Below are 24,629 nucleotides of genomic sequence, written 5' to 3' on the forward strand. Positions count from 1 at the left end.
GGAACTCTATCGGCGGCGCGTTACACGCTGGATTTCCTTTTGCACCATCTGCTCGACCATTCCAGGCAAATGCTGATCAAGCCATGCCTTCAGCATTGGACGGAGCATTTCCTTGACAAGCTCTTCCACGGTCTGGGCTTGAGAGCCGACAAACATGTTCGACAAATTGTCGAATGCAGCATGTACGGCTTCACCCGTGTTGTTGGAAGTCAAAGGCGCGTCATCGGCGACCGTTGGAAGATCGTCCGGGATAGGCATGTCCATCGCCATTTCCGGCTCAGGCATAGCTTCCGGTTCGGGCTCTGGCTCAGCGTCTTCCACTGGAGCTTCTGCAAACGATAGGTCGCCCTCGGCCCCTTCAAGGTCTTCGGCAAGTCCCTCGACCATCTCCATTTCGTCTGGAACCGCCAATTCCTCGGTCAGTTCAAGAATGTCTTCTTCTTCGTCTTCGGCTGCGTCTGCTTCCATGGCCGCAGCCATGTCGTCGACGTCTTCACCGCCAGTATCGTCTTCACTTTCAATGTCATCGTCATCGCTGCTCATATCGAACAGCTTGTCGAGATCGTCCTGGGACATTTCGGAGGCATCGCCCATATCGTCAGCCGCCTCTTCTGCTACTGGGGTTTCAACTTCTTCACTTGCATCGGCTTCGCCAGAGTCAGCACCTTGGGAATCCTCGTCGGATATAATACGGCGGATCGATGCGAGGATTTCCTCCATCGACGGCTCGTCAGCCTTTTTCGCCTGTGCCATGCCTTCCCCCGTACTTGCCGGCTACGCTACCGAACACTCAGCCAATGCTGAATGATTCGTTAATCGAAATTATGCGGGTCAATAAGAAACGCGCAAAGCAAGCGCGTCCATTACCAACGCCTTTTCCCCTCTTAAGTCGGATTTAGGCGTTGCAAGAGACCATTTCTCAAGAAATTCACATCTGAAAATCGCAATTTCAACGACATGAAGCGTATGAGCTGTCTGCCCATACGCTTCAACTACAGTGCAGCTTTCACTGCATTATCAATAAGATTTGCCGAAAAGCCTAGCGACCGTCAGGTGTGCGAAGACCAATCCACTGGTCACGAACCGCCTTGTAGTGCTGCTTGGGATTGTAGCGGGCAACATTCAGCCCGAGACTGTCCGCATCGAGACGCCCGATAGCAGAAACAAGCTGATATCCGCCGATGATCCGATTGCGCTGCGCGGTTACCAAATTGGACTGCTGTGTCACGAGTTCACGCTGCGCATCCAGAACGTCCAATGTTGTCCGCTGACCCACACGCTGTTCTTCAATGACACCTTCAAGAGCCAACTGCTGTGCTTCGACCGCCGCTTGAGCCGCAACAATCGACGCTTCGGCAGCTTGATAGACGCCCCATGCTGAAATCACGTTCGCGCGCACCTGATCTCGGGTGACATCCAGCTGAAGACGGGTCTGACCCAGTTCTTCCTTTGCCTGGCGTACCCGAGAGGAAACGCCACCGCCCTGATAGATGGGGATGCTGACATTTCCGAATATTTGTGCGTTGTCGCTTTCATCCGCAAATGCGGAGGGGTTCCAGGTTCTTGAAATACTACCATCCAACGTCACTGTCGGCAGCAGCTCACCTTCAATTGCCTTGATGTTGAAAAGTGCGGCGTCAACCAGATGCTGGGCCTGCCGGATCAGCGGCTGGTGCGTTTCACTGAGCTGCATGGCCTGATCAAGCGACTTCGGCACAACACGGTTGATCGAGGTATCCGCTGACAAACTGCGGGCTTCGATCCCTATGACCTGACGATAAATGGCCCGGCTGGTGTTCAGGTTGGCAAGTGCCGTGTTCAGACTTGCGCGCGCTTCCGCCGCCCGCGCTTCAGCCTGGCTGACATCGGTCCGAGTTCCCTCGCCTACGTCAAAACGGTCACGCGCCGCGCGCACCTGTTCCTGAAGGAAGGCCAGGTCACTGCGTTGAAGCGACACGAGCGCGGTATCACGGATGACGTCAACATAAGCCGTTGCAGCGCTCAAAAGCGTGTCCTGCTCCGTTGAACTCAGGCTTTCGCGCTGTGCTCGCACAACGGCCTCGGCCTGACGCGTGGAATTGATTGTCCGGAACCCGCGAAACAATGTCTGACTGATCGTCAGAGATATCGAGGCATTGTTGCGGTAATCGATGTTGCCATCTGTTCCATTGGCAAGGCGTCCGGCAGAACCCGACGCGGTAATTGTCGGACGCCACCCCGACAGCGCTTGAGGCACATTCTCATCAACTCCGCGAAGCTGCGCGCGAGCGGCATTCAGCGTCGGATTGTTGGAATATGCTAGCGCTAAAGATTCGCGAATCGTTTCTGCCTGCGCGGCAGACATGCCCCCCGTCAAGGATCCGCTGGAAACGCTCGCCATAAGCCCAACAGTTATGGCCACTGCTTTCAGTGTTGAACGACCAGACACGCCGTACTCCTTCCGGGTCACCCTACTCGACAGTGTTGAGTAAACTGATGGGTGTTATTCTTCAACTGTTTGCGATCAAGAAAATCCGTTTTTCGACGAGTGAGGCATTGGTGCAACAAGTCGGACGTCCAACGACTGATCAATTCGTTCTGCAACAAAAAAGCCCGCCAAAAAAGGCGGGCCAAATAACTTAAGAAGCGCAGAAAAACCTAGAATTCGAATTCTTCCGTTTTCTCAAATCCGGGCAGCAGGCTGACCGAAGCGTTGAAGCCGAACACGCTGCCGATAACACCGTCGGAATTTCGATAGAGCTTGGCAGTTCCTGAACCGCCCTGTCCTTCGACAACCGTCAGCCGCCCACCGGGCTTCAGCTGCTTGGTCAGTTCATCGGGCAGAACCTCAACAGCGCCATCGATCAGAATGACATCGTAAGGTCCTTCGGATGCAAACCCTTTGTTCAGTGCGCCTTCAACCACCACGGCGTTTTCGATCCCAAGCTCAACGAGGATTTCAGTCGCTGTTTTTGCAAGTTCTTCATTTTCTTCCAGTGCAACCACGGAAGCTGCCAGCTTGGAAACGACCGCAGCACTGTAGCCTGTCCCTGCGCCCACGACGAGGACCACATCGCCTTCCCGGATTTCAGACAGCTGCACCAGCTTGCCAAAAATATGCGGTTTCATGACGACCCGGCCGCTGTCAGTCGGACCGACTGGCAGGTCTTCATCGATATATGCGACGGCTTTTTTTGAGGCCGGTACAAAACGCTCCCGAGGAACCAGTTCCATTGCGTCCAGGATCCTGTGGTCGGTCACGTCGTTCGTGCGCAGCTGGTTGTCCACCATCTTGCGGCGCGACTGGCTAAAGTCCGTCATATCGGCCCTCATATTTGACTCGCCGAGCGTCCGGCGCCTCTCAAGTGACGTTCATTAGCGATGCGGAAGCGCCCTGACAAGTATCAGAAACTGCGGATGCCCCGCCATTTCCAGGTTTTGGGTGCTTTTCACACGGTGAACATTTGCCTCCAAGATTTCAAATCGGCGACCGGTGGATATTTTCTGCTGCCGGAATTCAGGACTTGACCAACGCGTACAACTGTTTGATAAGGCGCGGCACACCACCAAGAGGCCCTGTGGCGGAGTGGTGACGCAGCGGATTGCAAATCCGTGTACACCGGTTCGATTCCGGTCGGGGCCTCCATTTATTCTCATTGTTCGACCTGCTAGTTCAAAATGCTTCAGCATTGCGGCTGATTGTGCATTTCCCTTACGGCATGTTAGCGTTTTCCCTCTGTTCCCAAACATTGAGGAAAGCCAATGAAACCGCCTTCCAATCCAGCCGCCGCTTTGAAAAAGCCCGCTCGCGCTGTGACTACATCGACGATGAAGCGCGTGGAACCGCCCCGCCCCAGGAAGACCCCTCAAGTCGTATCTCAATCCGGCAACAGCGATCAGGTAGTTGAGGCTCTTCGTCAACGGGTCAACGATCTTGAAGCCAGGCTGGCCGAGCTTGAAAGCATCATCACGCTGCAAAATCAGGACGTTATCATCAGCGCGCCGAAAAGCGTTCTCATTCAGGGCCTTGATACAGTCGAAATCTCTGCTGGAAGCAAGCTCAAGTTCGCGGCTTCAATTTCAGAGAGCAGCACTGCTATCGCCAAATTTTCCGGCATCGCGGAATGCGACGTCCTTAAGGCCAATACAGTGATGGGGGCTGCCTATACGCCTGGAGCTGGAAACATCTGGTAGCCTTTTGATATGCATCGCAGATTGCTTAAGTCCGAAACTTTGTTTGCCAAATAGGCAGCTTTTCTGCCTTGATGAGGCAAAACAAATATTCGGAAGGTTCCTTGATGAAAGAACCAAGTTTCAGCATTGGTGTCGAAGAAGAATATCTTCTCGTAGACAAGTCGAGTCGTAAACTGGCGAGCAGCCCGCCTCCTGAGCTCTTTCAGGCCTGTGAGAGCGCGTTGGAAGGCCGGGTCAGTCCGGAGTTTCTGCGCTGCCAGATCGAGGTCGGCACACCGGTTTGCATGACACTAGCTGAGGTTCGTGCTGAACTTTCCTATTTCCGCAAGACAATCACTCAGGAGGCGTCCCAATTCAATTTGGCCCCGATTGCCGCTTCCACGCACCCGTTTGCGGAATGGACAGATCAGCCGCATACCAACAAGGAACGCTATAACGAAATCGCCAGAACCATGCAGGTGGTCGCCAAACGGATGTTGATTTGCGGCATGCACGTGCATGTCGGGATTGAAGATGAAGAACTTCGGATCGAACTGTTCAATCAACTTTCCTATTTTCTGCCACATCTTCTGGCACTCAGCACCTCGTCACCCTTTTGGCGCGGACGCAGAACGGGATTGAAGTCCTACCGCCTGTCCGTTTTCAACGAGTTGCCAAGGACCGGTCTGCCGCCACGTTTTGAGAGCAACTACGAGTACCGGCACACGGTCGACATTCTGACGAATGCCGGCGTAATCGAGGATGCCACCAAAATCTGGTGGGACCTTCGCCCGTCAGACCGGTTTCCCACTTTGGAAATGCGCGTAACGGATGTCTGCCCGCGTTTGGACGATGCCATTGCCATTGCCGCTCTCTATCGATGCTTGTGCAGAATGCTGTTTCGGCTTCGCCGTGCAAACCAAAGCTGGCGCAGGTACTCACGCTTTCTATTGTCGGAGAATCGCTGGCAGGCCCAACGTCACGGTACGGCAGTGCGACTGATCGACTTCGGCCGCAACGAAACCGTTCCATTCATTGATCTGATTGACGAAATGATTGAACTGGTCTGGCCCGACGCAGAACATTTTGGCTGCGAGAGCGACCTCATGCACATCCGGGAAATTGCGACCAGGGGAACATCAGCGGATAAACAGCTGGCGCTTGCCGGAGAAATTTCAGAAGACAGCCAACTGCCTCAGGAAACACTGGACAGGATGGTTGATCATCTGATTGAGGAAACCCAGGCAGGTCTCACCTAGTTCAACAGGTGGCAGGTGCAATCCAATTCCCTTCACCGCGTTGAAACGCTTCTTGGCGGCGTGCCATGTGCTTTGGTGTAAAAGTAATTCTCCTTTCCAGTCAGGACAAAGGCAAACTCGTCGATTTCGGAAATGACGGCTTTTGCGGATCTGGCCAAACCGGACCTTGGTCGCATGCATCGCTGCGCTTCGATCAAGGATGCCCTGGCAGCCGAAAGCGCCGACAAGAGGTCTTCTCGTTCAATTTCATTAGCTTTTGATTGGCTGCGTCGACCTGTCGTCATAAAACTCTCCGGACAAAGAGATGCATTTGTTCACTCTTTGTTCTTTTTAGCGACCGAGTGTTCTTGCTGTCAATCTGTGCTTTTGACAAGGGCATGTCGTTTCCGTCGGTGACCTGTCGCTGCAAATCGGTTACGCGTTTCGCTCTGATGCTCAAATCCGAAGCGATTGGCGAGGGACAATTTGATGGAACACGGCGGGGACCTTACGCGCGCAATGGAACAGTATGGCGGCACACGCGTCGACTGGCTGGATCTGTCAACCGGCATCAACCCACATTCCTATCCACTGCCTGGCTCGGTCACCAAGACGGCATGGACGGATCTGCCGGCCAGGGCAGGTCAGGAACGACTGATCACCGCCGCACGGCGCGCCTATGCCATTCCGGATCATCTGGGCGTCGTCGCCGCACCTGGCACTCAGCTTCTTATTTCCCTGTTGCCATCCGTGCTGTCGGACGGACCCGTCGCGCTCACCTCCCCCAGTTACACCAGCCACAAAGCCGTCTGGGTTCGCGAGAAATGCGATTTGGTCGAATTGTCCAGCATCTATGCGGTTCCGGAAAGCGCTAAAATTGTGGTGCTGGTCAATCCGAACAACCCCGACGGTCAACTGATTGACGTGAAGAGCCTCTTGGAGATCGCAAGATCGCTGACAGACAAGGGCGGATTCCTGGTTGTGGATGAAGCATTTGCGGATGTGGTGCCCGGTTCCAGCATCTTGCCCCACATCGCTGGCGAAAACGTTGTGGTGTTAAGATCATTTGGCAAGTTTTTCGGCCTCGCCGGACTTCGTCTCGGATTTCTTGCGGGCCCCAAGACCGTGACAGAAAACATGTCGTCGATCCTGGAGAGCTGGAGCTTGAGCGGTCCAGCGATCGAAATCGGCACATCTGCGCTCAAAGACACTGACTGGCAGAAAAAAATGTCAGGTCAACTGGCAGATGAGATGGCCGATCTGACGCTTTGCCTTTCCCAGAACAACTTGAGTGTTTTTGGTGGAACGCCGCTTTACGCGCTGGCAGGGCTGCGGGACGCTTCGAAACTGCATCAGGCACTGGCGCGCCGACATATCTGGACGCGGATATTTGACTATGCTCCAACCTGGATCCGGTTCGGATTGCCGGGAAGCGCAGAAAATCTGGAACGCCTTTCCGATGCGCTCACTGAAATTCAGGCCGAGAGTTGATCTACAACGATGCTGGTGTTGGACAATGCTTTATGGCTGTTGGTGGCAGCGCTTTTGTTGGACGCGATTGTAGGTGATCCCGACTGGTTGTGGCGCCGTTTGCCTCATCCTGTCGTCTGGTTCGGAAAACTGATTTCAGCCTTCGATCACCGTTTCAACCAGTCGACTTTGTCGGATGTCAAAAGAAAGCAAAATGGCATTCTGGTGCTGATCACAATCATCATGCTGTCGTTGGTGGCAGGTTTTTGTCTTCAGTCGCTGACAGCCAAGTTGCCTTTTGGAGACATACTCACAGTTGTCATCGCTGCTGTGTTCTTGGCACAAAACAGCCTTTACCGGCATGTTGCAGCGGTTCGGGATGGGTTTAAAGAGCATGGCCTTTCCGGCGGGCGAAAAGCGGTTTCAATGATCGTTGGGCGCGACCCGGACAAGCTGGATGAAGCCGGCGTTTCGCGTGCTGCGATTGAATCTTGCGCTGAAAACTTCTCGGACGGGGTCGTCGCTCCCGCGTTCTGGTTTGCCGTGCTGGGACTTCCCGGACTGCTTGCCTACAAGGCCATCAACACCGCAGACAGTATGATCGGCCATAAAAATGAAAAATACGGCGAGTTCGGCTGGGCATCGGCAAGGTTTGACGACCTGATCAATTTGCCTGCGTCGCGCCTTGCGGGCCTCTTCATCGCGTTTGCGGCGCCAATGGCAAAGGGAAACATTGCCGATAGCCTCAAGTGCATTCGCTCAGACGCTGGCAAACACCGCTCTCCAAACGCGGGTTGGCCGGAAGCAGCCATGGCGGGATCGCTTAATCTGGCGCTGGCTGGGCCGCGCGTTTATGCCGAATATACCGCCCAGGACAGCTATCTGAACGAAACCGGACGCAAGCAAGCGTCATCTGATGATATCGCGGAGGCACTTGTCCTACTGGTTGGTGCTTGCTGGCTTCAAGCCGTGCTGGTTGTCAGTCTGGCCATCCTTTTTGTGGCTTAGCCTATCTGAACGCCAACTGCAGTCATCTGCGCTGTGCAATATCCAGAATCGCATCTATATCCATCACTTCACCCAGGTGACTTGCAAGGTCGTCCAGAATTTCGTCGATGCGCCTGTCATACGCAACCAGTGCCCTGGCATCAAAACCGTCGAGATAAGCCGTTCGGAAATCATCGCCCGTAAAAAGCCCGTGCACATAGGTTCCATAGACGCGCCCGTCCGCAGAAATCGCGCCATCAGGCTTATCGTCTTCGAGCATCATCATGGGTCGCTCGCAATCCGGTCCCGATGTAACCCCGATATGGATTTCGTACCCTTTCACAGCAGCACCACTTGCGATGTGATTTCCGGATGCTGATACCGTTGATTTTTGCGGTGTCAGTATCGTCGTCACGTCCAAAAATCCAAGCCCTTCGACCGTGCCGGGTGTCCCTTCAATACCATCCGGGTCTGAGATCGTCTTGCCGAGCATCTGGTATCCTCCACAGACGCCAAGAATATGCCCACCACGGCGATGGTGTGCTTTCAGATCGATGTCCCAACCCTGCGCCCGGAAAAACGCAAGATCGCCGATGGTGGATTTGGAGCCTGGAAGTAGAACGATATCCGCGTCGGCAGGCAACGGCGCACCGGATTGCACCAGTTCAAGGGTGACATCCTGTTCCAGTCGCAGGGGATCCAGATCGTCGAAATTTGCGATCCGGGACATAACGGGCACGACAATTTTGACTTTGCCTGTGCCGAAGCCGTCTGCCAGTCCGAGGGCATCCTCCGCCGGCAGTTTCGCAGCGTCGGAAAACCACGGCACAACACCAAGGCCACGCCATGCTGTACGGCTTTCAATCTCGCGCATGCCCTCCTCAAAAAGGCTCGGATCGCCTCTGAAGCGGTTTATGAAGAAGCCCTTGATACGGTTCCTCTCCTCAGGAAGCAGCACCGCGTGGGTCCCAACCACGGATGCTATGACGCCACCTCGGTCGATATCTGCGCATAAGACGACCGGCAGGTCCGCCGCTTCTGCGAACCCCATATTTGCAATGTCTCCTGCCCTCAAGTTGATTTCGGCCGGGCTGCCTGCTCCTTCGACAATCACAAGGTCTGAGCTTGAAGTAATTTTTTCAAAACTCTCAAGAACCCTCGGTAGGAGTGCACTTTTTTGTTTTCCATATTCTCGAGCTCGCATCGTGCCAAATCTGGTTCCCTGCACGATGACTTGTGCTCCGGTATCGGTTTCGGGTTTAAGCAGCACGGGATTCATGTGGACCGTCGCAGACACTCGGCTCCCCAAAGCCTGAAGCGCTTGTGCCCGGCCGATTTCACCGCCATCGACAGTCACGGCCGCATTGTTGGACATGTTTTGCGGTTTGAACGGATTTACCGAAAGCCCACGATTGGCGAACAAACGGCATAAGCCTGCAACGATAAGGCTTTTGCCCACATTTGAGCCGGTTCCCTGCACCATTATCGCCGGGCAACTCCTGGCGAACTTGCTTTCAATCATTGTGCGGTGTCTTCTGACACGGGAGCGGCTCCATAAGGTCGAAATTCCTTTGGCACCGGCAGATTTGCAAGTCGAAGCTCCAGCAACAGCCGAATGGTGGGACGGACAGCAAAGAACACTGATCCGATCAGAAACAGCCAGGTGCCTGCGAATACGAGACGCTCATAGAAGAAAAATATGCTGCCAATGATGAACAACACCGCCGCCAGAAATTCGACAATGGTTCGATAAAGTTCATATTTGCGGACAATCTCGGCATGATCTGCCGACGCGGACCGTAACGAATGATCAAAGAGCCTGTTCATTATCAAAACACCTTCTCAAAATCCCGCACCACCACGCCCCTGTGCGATCTGGTGCCGCCAGTCTCGACATAGCCAATCGATCTGTAAAACCGCTCAGCGGTAACCGTGCTCGTCAACCGCGCCTTTGTGAGGCCAAGCTTTCTAAGATGATCCTCCAGCGAGAGCATGACTGCCTTGCTGACACCACCCAGCCGAGCATCCGGATGCACATAGTTCAACAAAACCTCGCCCACCGTTGACGCCATCCCGACACCAGCTATGAACCGGGTGCTATCTGTTTGAAGGTGAGCGGCCACGACCAGATCCGGTCCTTCAATCCATTGAAGCACATTCTCCGACGTCTTGTTGGCCAACCACGGTTCGAGTTTCGAAGTTTCGCCGAGATGATCGGCAACACAGAGTTCCGCGATTGAACGTCTCAGAACCTGTGTAATCTCTTCAACATCGGCAGCTTGTGCCGATGTTACGACACATGAACCCTGCACCGGAACTCACCTTTAGAACTCTATACCCTCTTGTGGCTTAACGCCTGATCGGAACGGGTGCTTGATTTGCGTCATCTCGGTCACAAGATCGGCAATCTCAATCAGTTCGTCTTTGGCATTTCGGCCTGTGATGACAACGTGCACATCATCGGGCTTCTCGTTCTTCAGAAAGTCGACCACTTCAGCAATGTCGAGATAGTCGTAGCGCAAAACGATGTTGAGTTCGTCGCAAAGGATCAGCCGAAAATCACCGGATGTAATCATCTCTTTCGCCGCATCCCAGGCTTGTTGGGCGGCGTCTATGTCGCGCTGTCTGTCCTGTGTCTCCCAGGTAAAACCTTCGCCCATGCGCTTTATGGTCACCAGATCTGAAAATCGTTCGAGTGCTGCACGCTCGCCAGTTTCGATACGGCCTTTGACAAACTGCACAACGCCAACTTTGTGGCCATGACCGAGAGAGCGAAAAACCATACCGAAACCGGCGGTCGATTTTCCCTTTCCCTTGCCGGTATGCACAATCAGAAGACCTTTTTCGATGGTCTTGGTCGCCATGATCTTGTCGCGCGCCGCCTTCTTCTTGCGCATCTTCTCGGCGTGACGGGCATTCAGTTCTTCTTCGGTCAACCCTGGCTTGTCGTTTTCTTCGGTCACGGTGCTGGTGTCTCCACGAGATTGGATTTCATGTCACTCAAGGCAGAATGGGTCGAATTGCGACGCGGCGTCCAGAGGCCGCGCTCAATTGCGTCCTGAAATCGGTCGAGCATTTCATTGAAACCTGCAGGATTGGCATCTTTAAGGAAATCTCGAACGGTTTCATCATCCAGGTATGCGTCGTAAAGCTGATCAAAGTGATGGTCCCCAACAGCATGTGTTGTGGCTGCGAACGCGAAGAGATAATCGAGCGTGGCAACCATCTCAAATGCCCCTTTGTAACCGTGGCGCATGACACCACGAATCCATTTCGGGTTTGCGGCACGGGCCCGGACGACACGGCCCAACTCTTCCGTCAATGAACGAACCACCGGACGTTCGGGCCGGGAATGATCATTGTGATAAATCTTGGGGTCTTTTTCAGACAGCGTTTCGACCGTCGCGGCCAGCCCACCTTCGAACTGGTAATAGTCATCGCTGTCGAGCAGATCATGCTCCCGGTTGTCCTGATTGTGAAGAACGGCATCAACGGACCGCAGGCGCTTTTCCAAATCTGGGCGCGCGCCTGTCCCTTCCGCGCCGCCGCCATAAGCATATCCGCCCCAGCTCAGAAACACGTCTGCAAAATCTGCGCGTTTCTGCCAAATGCCCTCATCAATAAGCGCTTGAAGACCTGCACCATAGGCCCCTGGTTTGGACCCGAACACTCTGAAGCCCGCTCGTTGAGCCGCCGTATTCTTGTCCAGACCGTCTTCAACGAGGCGTCTCGTCTCATCTTTCATACGCGAAGCGACGGGGTTTGCGACCTCTGGTTCATTGAGTGCACCAACTGCTCTAACCGCGCTGTCGAACAGATCCATTTGGTGCGGAAATGCGTCTCTAAAGAAGCCTGAAACTCTCAATGTCACATCGATACGTGGACGCCCGAGTTCTGACAGTTTGAGAATTTCAAATCCCGTAACGCGACCCGAGCCGGTCTCCCAAACGGGTTTTGCTCCAATCAGAGCCAATGCCTGCGCGATATCGTCTCCTCCGGTGCGCATGTTCGCAGTGCCCCAACAAGTCAACACCAGGGACGAGGGCCACTCGCCCTCCTCCTGAAAATAGCGTTCCGCAATCAACTGAGCGGACTTCTGACCAAGCCGCCAGGCAGTTTCGGTTGGAACGGCCCGAACATCGACGGAGTAGAAATTCTTGCCTGTCGGCAGAACGTCCGGCCGGCCTCTCGAAGGTGCACCAGACGGCCCTGGCTCTACGAACCCTCCAGAGAGCGACGTTAACACCGCAGCGATTTCGGCATTCCCAGACCCGCAAACCGAAGGCCGAAGGGTTTCATTGACCTCACGAAGAGCCGCTTTCGTCGATATCCAGTCTTCTGGCGCATCCGAATTGCCGGATATCAGTCGCTGGGCTAGCACCTCAATTCGCTCGACAGTGTCACCGTTGGAACGCCAGGCGGAGGCAAGCACTTCTTGAAGCAGTTTGGGCCTAATGTAGGTCCAGGCCTCGGAAAAGTCGCAGTCGAGGGGATCAAAGTCACCAAACCCAAGGTCTTTTGCGATGGCTCTCTGAAGGCTCTCGTCTGCAGGGCTGGCCCCGCGTGGCACTCTTGCAAGCGCTGCCAGGAGATCGGTCAACTGTTCTCCGTCCGGGCTTACTCCAAGAATATGAAGTCCGTCGCGGATCTGCAGCTCCTTTAAGTCGCACAAATGCGCGTCCAAACGCGCCAAACGCGTTTCCTCGTCCATTTCGTCAGAAAGGCCGATATCCTTGTCGAGCCCATGACGTGCAGCGGCATCCAGAATGTCGCCGGTCAGTGCTTTCAAGCGGCGCGGATCCACGCCGCTGGCGAGATAATACTCATCCAGGAGTGTCTCCATCTCTTCCGCGACGCCGTGGCTTTCAGCCCGCGTCAAGGCTGGCGTCAAATGATCGACAATGACGGCAGAGGTCCGTCTTTTTGCCTGCGCCCCCTCACCCGGATCGTTGACAATGAATGGATAGATGTTTGGCACCGGCCCAAGCACTGCTTCGGGAAAGCAGTTTGCCGAAAGAGCTAGCGCCTTTCCGGGCAACCATTCCAGATTGCCATGTTTGCCCAGATGAATGACAGCATCCACCCCGAAGGAGCAACCCAGCCAGAAGTAAAAAGCGAAATAGTTGTGCGGCGGTACAAGGTCCGGATCGTGATACGTTTCCTTCGGATCAATGTTGTAGCCGCGCGCCGGTTGAATACCGACAACCTGATTGCCAAACCTGTGTAGACCCAAGCGGAATTTGCCGTCTGTCACATGTGGGTCGTCTTCAGGTTGTCCCCAACGCTCGAGAACTGAACGCCTCACATCATCAGACAGCCGCGCAAAGGCCGATTGGTAGTCGTTCAGGTCAAATTCCTGAAACGCCATTTTGTCAGAACGTTTATCAAGAGAATTGGTGACCCCACTTGTCAGTGTCTCCATCAGGGCAGCGGAACTTTTTGGGGCTTCGCCGGTATCAAATCCGGCATTGTTCAATGCTTCCAGAACTTTGACACAGGATGCGGGTGTGTCCAGGCCAACTCCATTGGCAAGACGACCGTCCTTGTTGGGGTAATTTGCCAGAATCAGTGCGGTCTTTTTCTCTGCCTTAGGCTTTTTGCCAAGCTTCGCCCAATTTGCCGCCAAGTCCGCAACAAAGGTGATTCGATCAGGCACGGGTGTGAATTTGACGGGTGTTGATTGCGTCGCCTCGTCGAAAACGCCCTCTTCCTTGAACGACACGGCTCGGCTCAAGATGCGCCCGTCTATTTCCGGCAACACCACATGCATAGCGAGGTCACGAATGGAAAGACCTTGATCGCTTTCTTCCCATCCTTCCTTTGAGGAAGACGAAAAGACGACCTGCAATACGGGCTTGCCCGGTCGATCCAATGGCGTGGGCTGATGCGGCGCCCCTGCCTTAGAAACGGCGAATGCTGTACCGTTCAGAACGACGTCCGGTCGCGCGTCGGCGAAGAGGCTCTCCAGCACGGCAACGGATTCTGCTTCCTTCAGGCTCGAAACAAAAACCGGCATCGCGTTGACGCCTGCTTTGTCCAGGGCATCAACCAGGGCGTCGACCGGAGCAGTCTGGGCACCTTGTACAAGCGCACGGTAGAAGGTGATGGCAGCCAGCGGCCTGGCCTGATCATGCCAGGTCGACTTCAAGGTGCTCAGATCCGGGGATGCGTGTCCGGGAAGATAAAGACCGGCACGCGGAAGAGGAACTGGCTGGGCGGGTTCTTCAGAATCTCCGATCAGGAATGCACAAAAGCGCAGAGCATTGGCATAGTTTTCAGATCCGCCCTCAACACAGTACCGCCAAAACCGATGAACGTCTTCAACAGGCCTTGTTGACCGCCCACTGAGATCGGCATCCCATTTGTCGTCACCGGGAACAACAATCAGTTCAATGCCGCTTGCGCGTATTTCTTCTTCAAACCTTTCAAGACCGTAGCGCCAATATTCGACACCACCCAGGACTCTCAAGACAACCAGGCGCGCGCCGCGGACTGTTTGCTCGGCATAAAGATCAACCGAGTACGGATGCGACAGCGCCATCAGATTCGCCAGCCGCAAGGTTGCCCTGTCCGTCCCTAGCATTGCGTGGGCAGCTGCAAAGCTGCCCAATTCTGTATCTGCTGCGGAGAGAAAGAGTATATCGGCTGGAGACTGACCAAGGTCGACTGCGTCTCCACCATCGTCAATCCGGCGTGTCTGGCTGGCTAAGATATGCATGTCTTTTGGCTGTGCCTGTGCTTTCCTGGCCTTTAGGCGGCGGCCTTCAAACCACCGAGAACAGATCTGACAGCATCAAGATCCAGTCCCTTCAGACCAATCACAACCAGACGGCCTGAACTTTCTGCACCCGCAGCAAACCAGGTCTCAACCCTTGGCCCAACGGCTTGCACCATGGCAGGTGCAGCTTTTCGATCAATTTCGACGGCACCCTTGATCCTGAGGACACCCTTCAACGACATTGCTTCCAGGACTTTGTCCTCGGCTTGCTTCAAACTGGCGAATGCGGAAACCGGGAGGACATGGCTTTCGAAATCATCATGGTGGTGATGATCATGATGATGGTGGTCCTCATCTTCGTGGTCATGGTCGTGGTGATGGTGGTGATGCTCGTGTCGTCCGGACATGTCATCTTCTGCTGCAGATCCACGCCCGAGCAGCACTTCAATCGGAAGAGTACCTTTTTCCGACGATACAATGTGAACCGCCGAACGCACATCTTTGGCAATTCGGCCATGCACGCTGTCCAAGGCAGTTTCAGAAACGAGGTCGGCTTTGTTGAGCACGACCAGATCCGCGCAACGTAGCTGATCATGAAAGAGTTCTTCGACCGGGCTTTCATGATCGAGGGCCTCATCAGCCGCGCGCTGCGCTTCCAGAGCGTCTTCATCCAGCGCAATCCGTCCTTCTGCCAAGGCCGCGGCATCAAGCACGGTGACAACACCGTCGACAGTCACCTTTGGCTTCACACTTGGCCAGGAAAACGCCCGTACGAGCGGTTGAGGCAACGCCAGACCAGAAGTCTCGATGACGATATGTTCGGGCGGCGTCTCGCGCGCAAGCAACATTTCCATCGTTGGGAGGAAATCGTCCGCAACTGTGCAGCAAATACATCCATTGGTCAGCTCGACCACTTCTTCAGCCGCACAATCGGGGTCCGCGCAGCCATTCACCAGCGACCCATCAAAGCCCATGTCGCCAAACTCATTGACAATCAGAGCGATTCGCTTGCCGCCAGCATTTTGCAACAGATTGCGAATAAGCGTGGTTTTCCCGGCACCCAGAAACCCGGTGACGATTGTAGCCGGGATTTTTGTGCCCGGAGTTCCAAAGGAGGCGGTCATAGTTTGATGTCCGGTTGAGAGTTAGGTTTCAATATCATTGGCAAACCAGCCGCTACGAAAACGACTGTTTCACAGACTTTCGCCATATCCTGATTGAGACGGCCTTGTGCATCTCGAAACGACCTGGAAAGTCGGTTCTCCGGCACGATTCCCATGCCGACTTCATTTGAGACAAAGACGCACGGTCCTTGCAGCGACGCAACGACCTCGCACAAATGTGCGGTTTCGGCGACGACGTCTCTTTCAGCAAAATAAAGATTGGAAAGCCAAAGCGTCAGGCAATCCACAAGGACGACTGTGTTCGGGAGGCATTCTCTTTGAAGCACGGAGGACAGGTCAGTCTGTTCTTCGATCGTTTTCCAAGATGGTCCGCGCTGATTACGATGAGCATCGATCCGGCTTTCCATCTCGGCGTCGAACGCCGCGCCTGTCGCGATATAAATCTTGTCCAGGCCCGCGCCTGCCACAATATGCTCGGCAAATCGGCTTTTTCCAGAGCGTGCTCCGCCAAGGACAAGGGTGGCCCGGGAAGTATCTTTGTGCGTCAATCCAGTCTCCCAGCCGTCCGCCCGACAGCACAAAAGGGTTGCATGATCGACGGCCGGTCTCCTGGCTTGCGGCTCAGCGCGTTTTGCGCCCCTTCCCGGTCTCTTCGACCAGTGGGTTTTCGCGCAAACGCTCACCGCTTACAGTTGCGGGGGCAGCTCCGGTTTATGGCAATTAGCCAGCACCGGATTCCCGTTTCATCCGGATCAGGCCTGACCTTCTCCGGAACCGTCAGATCCTTCCTAACCTTATCCGGTTCACGGCACAAGCACTGGTGTTATCGCTTCAGCAAAATGATCAATTCCAGTCAGCACGGCACCTTATGTCCCCACCTTCGTGAACATCGCTGACTTCACGGGACCAAAAGAACAATACAAGGCCATCCTAGATTGGAGAATGAAAAGCTGGCTACAGCGATTACTTGTCTGAAAAATATAAGGTTTTCCACACGAGCAACAAAAAAATGTCGGCTCGATGAAAAAATAGGCCTTTGGGGCTTGGCAAACGGAGCAAGCCTTTGATATACGCATCTCCACCGACGGGGCAGCGTTGCTGGCCCCGAGCGTGGTGATCCCCAGTAGCTCAGTTGGTAGAGCAAGCGACTGTTAATCGCTGGGTCGCTGGTTCGAGTCCGGCCTGGGGAGCCATCCACCTTCTTCCTGAAAATAGATCAATTTTAGCTTCCGAACTTGTGCATGGGTCAGGTGGTGCTTGGCTTGTCTCGCTATGGATGCAGGCGATTTCAGAATCATTCGCTCAGCTGCAAGCACTGCTCCATTTGGAGGCAGAAACACCTGCCGACGAGTGGACTTTGCTGCGCGAAACCAGGTCTTCTCAGCTAGCCTCTCGAGTTTGATGTTTAACGAGAGAAACCGGACAATCAAGAAATGAGCCACCATGTGGCATTCAAGTTGCGATAACTTTGCATTTGCGATCTATAAGTGCAGTTCACAAACAAAATAATTACGACGCTCCAAGTTATACATTTTTACCATTCGAATTTTTTACTATTATTTTGTTTTCCTACACGCGAAGTTTTCTTAATTAAGAAAATTTAATACATTAATTTATAGACGAACGAGCAGTTCAATTGATAGATGGATCGCGTGATAGGCGACCTGATCCGAACAATACGGTTAACCCTAAGAGAACAATTGCCTGAAATGGGCATTGAAAACCTGACAATTCAAGTTAACTCCGAAGTTGCGATTAGCAGGCTAACAAAAGAACGAAAATCACCTGCAGAGGGTTAGATGCGACGGCTAGTAGATTTCTTTTTTGACCGAAGAATTATTGGACTTACGTTGCTCCTCGGGATGGCAGGTGTTGCGTTGGCAGAACGCATGGTCGTGACCCTGCCTATGGCATATTTCATCACTTTTGCGATCATCGCCTTTTCGGTATTGCTGACCGGGCGGATCAAGACATCAATATATTTCGGCTTGGCCGTCGTGGCACTGATCGCATTTATCTCCTACGCCAAAATCAAATGGATGTCCGTGGCTCCAAATGTCGTGGATCTCTATTACTTCGCATTCAATCCCGGCACACTGGCATTCCTATTCGATGGTTTCCTGCCACTTGTGATCGGCGTGATCGTGTTGTTTTTGGGGGCGTTGGCAGCACTTATCGTTTTTGGTTGGTTCGAGACACCTTCTTCGAAAAGCAGATGGAGAGCGCTGATTGCGCTTCCCCTGTGCGTCGCGCTTGCAATCGCATTTCAACCGCGCACCTTCAGCGGCGTCGAAGACCTGATGCGCTTTCGCTACATCACTTCCGTGTTCACATCCATGAAGCATCTGGCAAACCTGGGAGACCCAATTCCGCTTCTGGAACTTCTAAACCGAGAAACAGCCACTTTGGACAGCAGCGCTGAAACGCACGGTGTTTGCAGACAATTTGTGTCGAAGCCCGACATTCTGGTTGTTCAGGCAGAGTCGATCGTTCCACCCGAAATATTTTACGACGAAAAAATTCCAGAAGAGTTGGAAGGAGCCTTCAACGGTCCGGACGAAACACTTCGGCCCCTAAAAGTCGAGACCTTTTCAGGTGGGACCTGGATTACAACAGCAGGTTTCGTTTCCGGCTTGCCGATAACCGACCTTGGTTGGTTGACCAGCTACTCAAATTTCATTCTGGAAGGGCGAATCCGGCAGTCTCTTGTCCAGTATCTTTCCGATTGTGGATACCACACGGTTTTCCTGTCACCACTCCACTACTCCTTCGTCAATGAAGGTCGTTTTATGGAGTCGATTGGATTTGAAACTTTTATCGATCAGCACGACATGAAGGCGCCGTCGACGCAAGAATCCGATTCCTTTTACTATGACAAAGCGCTCACCGTTCTTAAGGATCATCGGGAAAACGACGACCGACCGATCTTTATGTTTGTTCTGACCATGTCTGCCCATTCACCTTGGAACTACAGAATGGAACCAGACCGGACTGTCGCTGGAGAGCCATTTAGTCCGGACAGCGAGATCAATGAGTACTTCAGACGTCTTGCCATAAGCCGCGAAGACCTGGGACAATTCATCGAACAGGTTGAAGCCCTTAGCCAACCAACCGTCGTTCTTGAATTCGGCGATCACCAGCCTGGTCTGACTTTGGATTACTGGCGCCGACGAGAAGGTCCAGCCCCGCTCGCCAACAAAGAGTCGGGTGCCTACATGACTTCTTTCCAGGTTCGACCCCTAAAGACAGACCTTGCCGCACCAGTACCGTCTTTCGAGCGTCTGGACCTACAGTTTCTTGGTGTCACTCTTCTTGAAACAGCAGGGCTCCCTATGACGCCTATCCAGACAGATCTTCGCAACATGCGCGACGAGTGCATGGGTCTCTTTCAAACATGTGGAATCGAGGGGCGTCTGGATGCTCACTATGATTGCCGCGCCAACCAGCGTGTCTGCTCCAATGCACGCGTCAAATTCAAACAAAGCGGCGCGCGTAAACACGAGTATGCGCGGACCGAAGCGGCAAACGTCAATTAGACACATGCAGATCGGGGTATCGCCCGTCGTAAATGCACTTCTCGGGCCGCTTCACAACGAAAAAAGCGGAGATCGAATGTACGACCCCTGCAGATTTCATTCGACAATGGAAGAATGTCCTTTGCCGACCTAGCGTTTGGCGACGGACATCCGTGCCTTCAAATACTCTCCATATTGGCTGAGCGAGAAGATGAAGATCCAATAGATCGCACCGACAAACGCGTAGACCTCGATATAGTAAGGCGCCCATTCGACGGTGCCGAAGGCCGCATTGGCAGATGCCAGGACATCAAAGAAACCGATGATGATCACAATCGCGGTCTCCTTGAACGTTACCACGACCATGTTGATCGTTGAGGGCAACGCATGGCGGAAAACCTGCGGCATGACGATGCGGGACAGGATCTGAAACGATGTCAGTCCAAGCGCTTTGCCTGCCTCAAACTGTCCTTTCGGGATCGCCTGGAAGCCACCACGAAAAACCTCTGCCTGATAACACGCGAAAAACAGCGCAAAACCGACGATCACCCGCCAGATCTTGTCGCCATTCAACCAGTCTGGCAGAAGCAGCGGTATCACGACGGCAGCAGCAAACAGAGTTGTCAGCAAAGGCAGCGAGCGAATGAAATCAATCAACAACGATGCCGCGCCTTTGACAGCCGGCAATCGTGATCGTCTCGCAAGCGCCAACAAAAGCCCCATCGGCATGCCAAGCAAAACGACCGCTGAGAACATGAACAGGGTGAGTGCCAAGCCACCCCATTGATCGGTGGTTACCTGAGCCTGCCCAAGAAGGCTGCCATCCATCAGAAGGACGTAAGTTCCAAAACCAACAATCCAGAGCGTAACCAGTTTGCTGGTGCTCCAGAAGTGAGGCAGGCAAGACAGTACGACCGTTGCCACGATTGCTATGCATGCCAGCGTCGAACGCCAATGAAGGTCGTAAGGATAAAGTCCGAAGAGTATCAAACGGTGTCGCGCGGCAATGACCGACCAGCACGCCCCGCCTGCTTCAGCGCAGTGTTCAACGTCTTCAGCCCGCCAGACAGCGCTGAAGAGTGCCCAGTCCAGCAGCATCCAGGCCATGTAAAGCATCAGACCAAAAATGAAGACGCTGGTTAGCGAGTCGCTTGGACTTCGGAAAGCACGTTTCTTTAAGGTTCTGACCAATTGGTCCCATCTGTCAGACGTGCCGGTGACTTCGCTCGCGATCGCCATATCAGTGCCCTTTCAGCGCAAGGCGCGCATTGATGAAGTTGACGATTTGAGCCAGCGAATAGTTGATCAGCAAGAAGGACAGCATCAACAATCCCATGAGCTCAAGCGTTTGTCCGGACTGGGTAATTGACGTTGACACGATATAAAAGAGATCGCTGAAACCAATCGCGACACCGAGCGTGGTCGCCTTCATGATAAAGATCCACTGGTTGCCCAGAGGCGGCATGATTGTTCGCAATGCCATCGGCATTTTAACGTGAAACCAGATGGAACGAGATGACAGACCGAGAGCCTTGCCGGCTTCGGTCAGGCCGCTCGGCACTTCGTGAAGTCCTCCACGCACCACTTCGGCAATATAGGCAGAACCGTAAAGTGTGATCGCAAGGATCATGGCGACAAGTTCGATGGAAACCGTCAGGCCGCCCTGAAACCTCAATCCCTTCTGCGCCGGAATTGAGAAAATTGAGGAATCCGCCGGTGTGAACATGGAAGCCAAGATCAGCGTCAGACCAATACCGGCAACCAACCAAAGACCAAGCTTGTGAAGGAATTGAAGGCTCTTCAGTCGAAAGATAACGAACCCAAGCAGGACCAGGCAGGCGAAAATTCCGAGTACTGCTGACGGCGAAACATTCAGCGCTGGCAGCATCAGACCCCTGTTTGAGAGAAACAGTGCATCCCCCAGTGAATATGCCTGCCGAGGCCCGGGCATGTGGATCAAAACCGCGTACCAAAACACGAGCTGCAGTATCAGCGGCAAGTTTCGAAAGAGCTGGATATAGACCGTTGCGACCGCGTTGAGGCCAAGTTGGCGTGCATCCCTGGCAGTGCCGATCGCAAACCCGAGTACGGTGGAAAGCACAATGCAAATCAGCCCGAGGAACAATGTGTTCATGAAACCGATCAACAGCGTTCTGGAATAGCTGTCGTCAATTGATCGGTCGATCAGTGAAAACGAATACGCCCAACCTGTTGCCCGTTCCAGAAATCCGAAGCCGCTCGTCATGTTGAGCTCGTCCAGCTTCGTTTGCGCGGTTGAAATTGCAGCCCAGACGATCAGGGCTACCACAACAACCAGCAACGTCTGCAATATCAGTTCACGGCGTTTCCGCCTGGTCTTGAGAGCCGCAGCATCCATTCCCGGATCCTCCTTGCCGCAACACAATAGAAAAGCGGCAAGACAAAAATGCCTTGCCGCCTCGCGAACACGGATCAGTCAAGGATCGGGGCGTAAAGAACGCCGCCATGGCTCCATAGGTTGTTCAGGCCACGGTCAAGTTTGTATGGAGACCCCTCACCCAGATTGCGGTCGTAGATTTCCCCAAAGTTTCCAGTGGCTGCAATCATTTCACGTGCCCAGGTATCCCGGATGCCCAGACGTTCGCCCATGCCCGGATCGACACCCAAAAGCCGTGCGATCTTCGGGTTAGGTGGATTGGCTGCCATTTCTTCTACATTTGAGGAAGTCACCCCTTCTTCTTCGGCAATCAGCAGTGCAGCAATCATCCAGTTGACCATGTCGACGAATTCCTCGTCGCCCTGACGCATCGCGGCAGCGATCGGTTCGTTGGACAGCTGGTCTGACAAGATGATGTGGGCATCCGGCTTTTCGAGCTCAGTTGCCCGCAGGACAGCCAGGAATGGGCCCCAGGCGGCAAAGGCGTCGCAACGGTTTGCAAGGTAAGCTGCGCGCAGTTCCGATGCCTTTTCGTACGACACCATAGTGTGGTCAACACCGATGGTTTTCAGATAGTTGCCTGCGAGCCTTTCAATCGTGGTGCCAGCCTCAACGCAGATTGTTCCACCGTCAAGTTCCTTCGCCTCGGTTATGCCAAGGTCGCCGTGCGCCATGAATTGCGTGCCACCGAAAAAATACGGCAGGCTGAACTGCAGACCGACCTCTGTATCGCGGCCCATGGTCCAACCGGTTGCCTTGATGATGACGTCAACATCGCCGGATTGCAGAGCGGGGAACCTTTGGGCCCAGCTCAAGGGAACGATTTGGGCCTTGTCCGGATCCCCCAGGATCGCTGTCGTGAGGGCACGGCACATATCAATGTCCAGCCCTTTCCATTCGTTTTTGTCGTTCACCTCCACAAACCCGAAGTAGCTGCCGTTGTGACCACTACAAAGGAGCGTGCCCCGCTCTTCGATCTCCGTCACTGTCGCGCTTTTTGAAAACGCGGTAACCGGGGCTGCAACACCTGCTGCGAACGCAACCGCGCAGGCGATTTTTGCAATACTGGTTGCCATTTTAGCTGTTCCCTGTTTTATATATCGGAACACGTGTTCCATTTAGTAGGTTACGAACACTCAAAAATGAGTCAAGTGAATTCTCCAATTCGCGGAAAAACTGATCGAAATTCTGCGAAACTGGCGGGGAAATGAGCAAAATTTGAAATGAGCGCATGATTACTAGGCATGTGCAGGTGGTTGAAACTGGTTGGGACCAGCCAATTTTAGGATCTAGTCGCCCCACAGCAGAAAGCGTGGACAGCAAACCGGGTCCTTACAGAATTTGATTTTTCCGCGTGGCAAGTATTTGACAGTTGTTGGTCCCGGTCCGCACACTCGGCGCAATGGCATATGAGGAGACACGAATGAGCGGTTCAAATTACCCGGTCGACTTGAGCGTCAAACCTGAAGTGAAAGCCTTTTTTGATCCGGCGACAAACACAATCAGTTATGTCGTCAAGGACCCAGCGTCTTCTGCCTGTGCCGTGGTCGACAGTGTCATGGACATCGATTATGCAGCCGGACGCATCACCTATGATCATGCCGATGAGATCATAGCCCACATCCGCGACAACCAACTTGAGCTGGAGTGGTTGATTGAGACCCATGTGCATGCCGATCACCTTTCGGGTGCGCCCTACATTCAAAGACAGCTCGGTGGCAAACTCGGCATTGGGGAAAAGATCACCGTTATCCAGGAGACCTTCGGCAAGATCTTCAACGAAGGCACGGAATTTCAACGCGACGGCAGTCAGTTTGACATGCTTTTCAAAGATGGAGACACCTATAAGATCGGGGAGATGACCGCCATGGTCATGTGCACACCCGGCCACACTCCAGCTTGCATGGTTCACGTCATGGGGAACGCCACCTTTACAGGAGATACGCTGTTCATGCCTGACAGTGGCTCCGCTCGTGCAGACTTTCCCGGAGGTGATGCGGCAACGCTTTACGATTCAATTCAGAAGGTTCTTGCCCTTCCGGACGATATGCGTCTCTTCATGTGCCACGACTATGGGCAGAATGGCCGTGAGATCCAGTGGGAGACAACTGTCGGTGAGGAAAAAGAGCACAACATTCATGTCGGTGGCGGCAAAAGCAAAGACGAGTTCGTCAAGTTCCGGACAGAACGGGACGCACAGTTGGCGATGCCGAAGCTGATCATCCCGTCCCTGCAGGTCAACATGCGTGCCGGACAATTGCCGCCTTCGGACGAGACCGGTCGAACCTTCTTGAAGGTTCCCGTGAATGGGCTTTAAAAAGGGCGAGAAATCCCGCCCTTTTTAGTTCAACTGCCATGGACCGGCGACTAACCTAGTCCACCACGACCGCGCCATTAGGCGTTTTCAGAGCGAATGAAAGCCCCGGCTCTCCTTTGACCACCTCCGCAAGGTGATCAACATTCAACGCCTTGAGCAGCGACACAAATTGTTCAGGCTCGGGATGTGACAGTCTGATTGTTTGAAGCTGAACGCCGAGCTCTTGTTGACCCGTCGATGGATGTGGACCAGGAGACCATTCGATAAACGCTGGCAACAGACCTTCTCCCGGCAGGCTTCCATCCTTTGGAACCGTTAAGCGCCAGGTTCTGTCGCCCCGGGTGAAGTCGACAATTTCTCCAAGATCAACCGGACTGGTTGCGACGACAGCATCTAGATCGCTGGTGTTTACGACCCACGTCAGCGCACGCGGGCGTTCGTCCAGCCTGCGCTGCGTGTCTGGGTCGTCCAATGTGAACCAGCGAACGCGTCCGGGTTCCGGTGCTTCAGGGTCAATTGAAATCAATTCGAAAAAGCTTTCATTGCCCGCTTGCATGACGCAGTTGTGCGTACTCATGGCCGCATGCTTTCCCCCGCGTGGTACTGCAACGCCGAGGATTGTCTCCATCGCTTCTGCGCCACTGTCGAGGTCTTTGCACCCAATGGCGATATGGTCGATTTTGTTTTGCATC

General features: G+C 53.8%; 21 protein-coding genes, 2 tRNA genes and 1 riboswitch. Of the genes, 8 read left to right on the forward strand and 15 right to left on the reverse strand.

The window, feature by feature from the left end:
• Positions 1-6: 6 nt before the first annotated feature.
• The 3 genes from K1718_RS15930 to K1718_RS15940 form a co-directional block, all read right to left on the reverse strand.
• A complete protein-coding gene (locus K1718_RS15930; RefSeq protein WP_265681599.1) occupies positions 7-753 on the reverse strand; it encodes a PopZ family protein in 747 nt (248 codons plus the stop codon).
• Between the two features lie 286 nt (positions 754-1,039).
• Entirely contained in the window at positions 1,040-2,428 is a 1,389-nt protein-coding gene (locus K1718_RS15935) for a TolC family outer membrane protein (RefSeq protein ID WP_335343003.1), read from the reverse strand.
• A 209-nt stretch (positions 2,429-2,637) separates the two neighbouring features.
• Positions 2,638-3,300, reverse strand: a complete 663-nt coding sequence (locus K1718_RS15940; protein WP_152501889.1) for a protein-L-isoaspartate O-methyltransferase family protein — start codon at positions 3,298-3,300, stop codon at positions 2,638-2,640.
• Positions 3,301-3,551: 251 nt separating this feature from the next.
• Here K1718_RS15940 and K1718_RS15945 point away from each other — a divergent pair.
• The 3 genes from K1718_RS15945 (at position 3,552) to K1718_RS15955 (ending at position 5,411) form a co-directional block, all read left to right on the forward strand.
• A tRNA-Cys gene (locus tag K1718_RS15945) sits at positions 3,552-3,625 on the forward strand.
• A gap of 116 nt (positions 3,626-3,741) precedes the next feature.
• Positions 3,742-4,173: a hypothetical protein gene (locus tag K1718_RS15950; protein WP_265681597.1), complete on the forward strand. Its 432-nt coding sequence runs from the start codon at positions 3,742-3,744 to the stop codon at positions 4,171-4,173.
• A gap of 104 nt (positions 4,174-4,277) precedes the next feature.
• Positions 4,278-5,411: a carboxylate-amine ligase gene (locus K1718_RS15955; protein ID WP_152501891.1), complete on the forward strand. Its 1,134-nt coding sequence runs from the start codon at positions 4,278-4,280 to the stop codon at positions 5,409-5,411.
• 32 nt (positions 5,412-5,443) lie between these two features.
• On the opposite strand, the gene K1718_RS15960 is transcribed toward K1718_RS15955, so the two are convergent.
• Positions 5,444-5,695: a hypothetical protein gene (locus K1718_RS15960; RefSeq protein WP_152501892.1), complete on the reverse strand. Its 252-nt coding sequence runs from the start codon at positions 5,693-5,695 to the stop codon at positions 5,444-5,446.
• Positions 5,696-5,879: 184 nt separating this feature from the next.
• Between K1718_RS15960 and cobD the strand changes: the two genes are divergently transcribed.
• Both cobD and cbiB read left to right on the forward strand, forming a co-directional pair.
• Entirely contained in the window at positions 5,880-6,881 is a 1,002-nt protein-coding gene (gene cobD, locus K1718_RS15965; protein ID WP_265681594.1) for a threonine-phosphate decarboxylase CobD, read from the forward strand.
• Between the two features lie 9 nt (positions 6,882-6,890).
• Entirely contained in the window at positions 6,891-7,868 is a 978-nt protein-coding gene (cbiB, locus tag K1718_RS15970) for an adenosylcobinamide-phosphate synthase CbiB (protein ID WP_265681591.1), read from the forward strand.
• A 22-nt stretch (positions 7,869-7,890) separates the two neighbouring features.
• On the opposite strand, the gene K1718_RS15975 is transcribed toward cbiB, so the two are convergent.
• Genes K1718_RS15975 through cobU form a run of 7 tightly spaced genes read right to left on the reverse strand, consistent with a single transcriptional unit; the run spans position 7,891 to position 16,237 of the window.
• Positions 7,891-9,369 carry a cobyric acid synthase gene (locus tag K1718_RS15975; RefSeq protein ID WP_265681590.1) on the reverse strand — a complete coding sequence of 493 codons (1,479 nt, stop codon included), beginning with the start codon at positions 9,367-9,369 and terminating at the stop codon, positions 7,891-7,893.
• Entirely contained in the window at positions 9,366-9,674 is a 309-nt protein-coding gene (locus K1718_RS15980) for a YrhK family protein (protein ID WP_152501896.1), read from the reverse strand. Before K1718_RS15980 ends, K1718_RS15975 begins: the two co-directional genes overlap by 4 nt.
• Before the next feature lie 2 nt (positions 9,675-9,676).
• A complete protein-coding gene (locus K1718_RS15985) occupies positions 9,677-10,159 on the reverse strand; it encodes a GNAT family N-acetyltransferase (RefSeq protein WP_265681589.1) in 483 nt (160 codons plus the stop codon).
• 12 nt (positions 10,160-10,171) lie between these two features.
• The gene (gene cobO, locus K1718_RS15990) at positions 10,172-10,810 is read right to left on the reverse strand and encodes a cob(I)yrinic acid a,c-diamide adenosyltransferase (RefSeq protein WP_265681587.1); all 639 of its coding nucleotides are present in this window, start codon (positions 10,808-10,810) and stop codon (positions 10,172-10,174) included.
• Positions 10,807-14,565, reverse strand: coding sequence for a cobaltochelatase subunit CobN (cobN, locus tag K1718_RS15995; protein WP_265681586.1), 3,759 nt, complete (start codon positions 14,563-14,565; stop codon positions 10,807-10,809). Before cobN ends, cobO begins: the two co-directional genes overlap by 4 nt.
• A gap of 32 nt (positions 14,566-14,597) precedes the next feature.
• On the reverse strand, positions 14,598-15,689 hold the full coding sequence (gene cobW, locus K1718_RS16000) for a cobalamin biosynthesis protein CobW (RefSeq protein ID WP_265681585.1): 1,092 nt from the start codon (positions 15,687-15,689) through the stop codon (positions 14,598-14,600).
• Entirely contained in the window at positions 15,686-16,237 is a 552-nt protein-coding gene (gene cobU, locus K1718_RS16005) for a bifunctional adenosylcobinamide kinase/adenosylcobinamide-phosphate guanylyltransferase (protein WP_265681583.1), read from the reverse strand. The genes cobW and cobU overlap by 4 nt, the downstream gene beginning before the upstream one ends.
• Positions 16,238-16,271: 34 nt before the next feature.
• Positions 16,272-16,483: riboswitch (cobalamin riboswitch) on the reverse strand.
• Between the two features lie 323 nt (positions 16,484-16,806).
• Here cobU and K1718_RS16010 point away from each other — a divergent pair.
• Together K1718_RS16010 and K1718_RS16015 are read left to right on the forward strand one after the other, a co-directional pair.
• Positions 16,807-16,882 (forward strand) — tRNA-Asn (locus tag K1718_RS16010).
• A gap of 606 nt (positions 16,883-17,488) precedes the next feature.
• Positions 17,489-19,225, forward strand: a complete 1,737-nt coding sequence (locus tag K1718_RS16015; RefSeq protein ID WP_265681581.1) for an LTA synthase family protein — start codon at positions 17,489-17,491, stop codon at positions 19,223-19,225.
• A gap of 129 nt (positions 19,226-19,354) precedes the next feature.
• Here K1718_RS16015 and K1718_RS16020 read toward each other — a convergent pair whose 3' ends face one another.
• The 3 genes from K1718_RS16020 to K1718_RS16030 all read right to left on the reverse strand — a co-directional run bounded on the left by K1718_RS16020 (position 19,355) and on the right by K1718_RS16030 (position 22,696).
• Positions 19,355-20,443 (reverse strand): amino acid ABC transporter permease, encoded by a 1,089-nt coding sequence (locus K1718_RS16020; protein ID WP_152501903.1) that lies wholly within the window; start codon positions 20,441-20,443, stop codon positions 19,355-19,357.
• 1 nt (position 20,444) lies between these two features.
• Positions 20,445-21,581 carry an ABC transporter permease subunit gene (locus K1718_RS16025; RefSeq protein ID WP_265681580.1) on the reverse strand — a complete coding sequence of 379 codons (1,137 nt, stop codon included), beginning with the start codon at positions 21,579-21,581 and terminating at the stop codon, positions 20,445-20,447.
• A gap of 74 nt (positions 21,582-21,655) precedes the next feature.
• Positions 21,656-22,696 (reverse strand): amino acid ABC transporter substrate-binding protein, encoded by a 1,041-nt coding sequence (locus K1718_RS16030; RefSeq protein WP_152501905.1) that lies wholly within the window; start codon positions 22,694-22,696, stop codon positions 21,656-21,658.
• A 347-nt stretch (positions 22,697-23,043) separates the two neighbouring features.
• Between K1718_RS16030 and K1718_RS16035 the strand changes: the two genes are divergently transcribed.
• Positions 23,044-23,937, forward strand: coding sequence for an MBL fold metallo-hydrolase (locus tag K1718_RS16035; protein WP_265681579.1), 894 nt, complete (start codon positions 23,044-23,046; stop codon positions 23,935-23,937).
• 55 nt (positions 23,938-23,992) lie between these two features.
• On the opposite strand, the gene K1718_RS16040 is transcribed toward K1718_RS16035, so the two are convergent.
• A complete protein-coding gene (locus K1718_RS16040; RefSeq protein WP_265681578.1) occupies positions 23,993-24,628 on the reverse strand; it encodes a VOC family protein in 636 nt (211 codons plus the stop codon).
• Position 24,629: the final 1 nt, after the last annotated feature.

This window comes from Roseibium porphyridii (assembly GCF_026191725.2).
Classification (GTDB): domain Bacteria; phylum Pseudomonadota; class Alphaproteobacteria; order Rhizobiales; family Stappiaceae; genus Roseibium; species Roseibium porphyridii.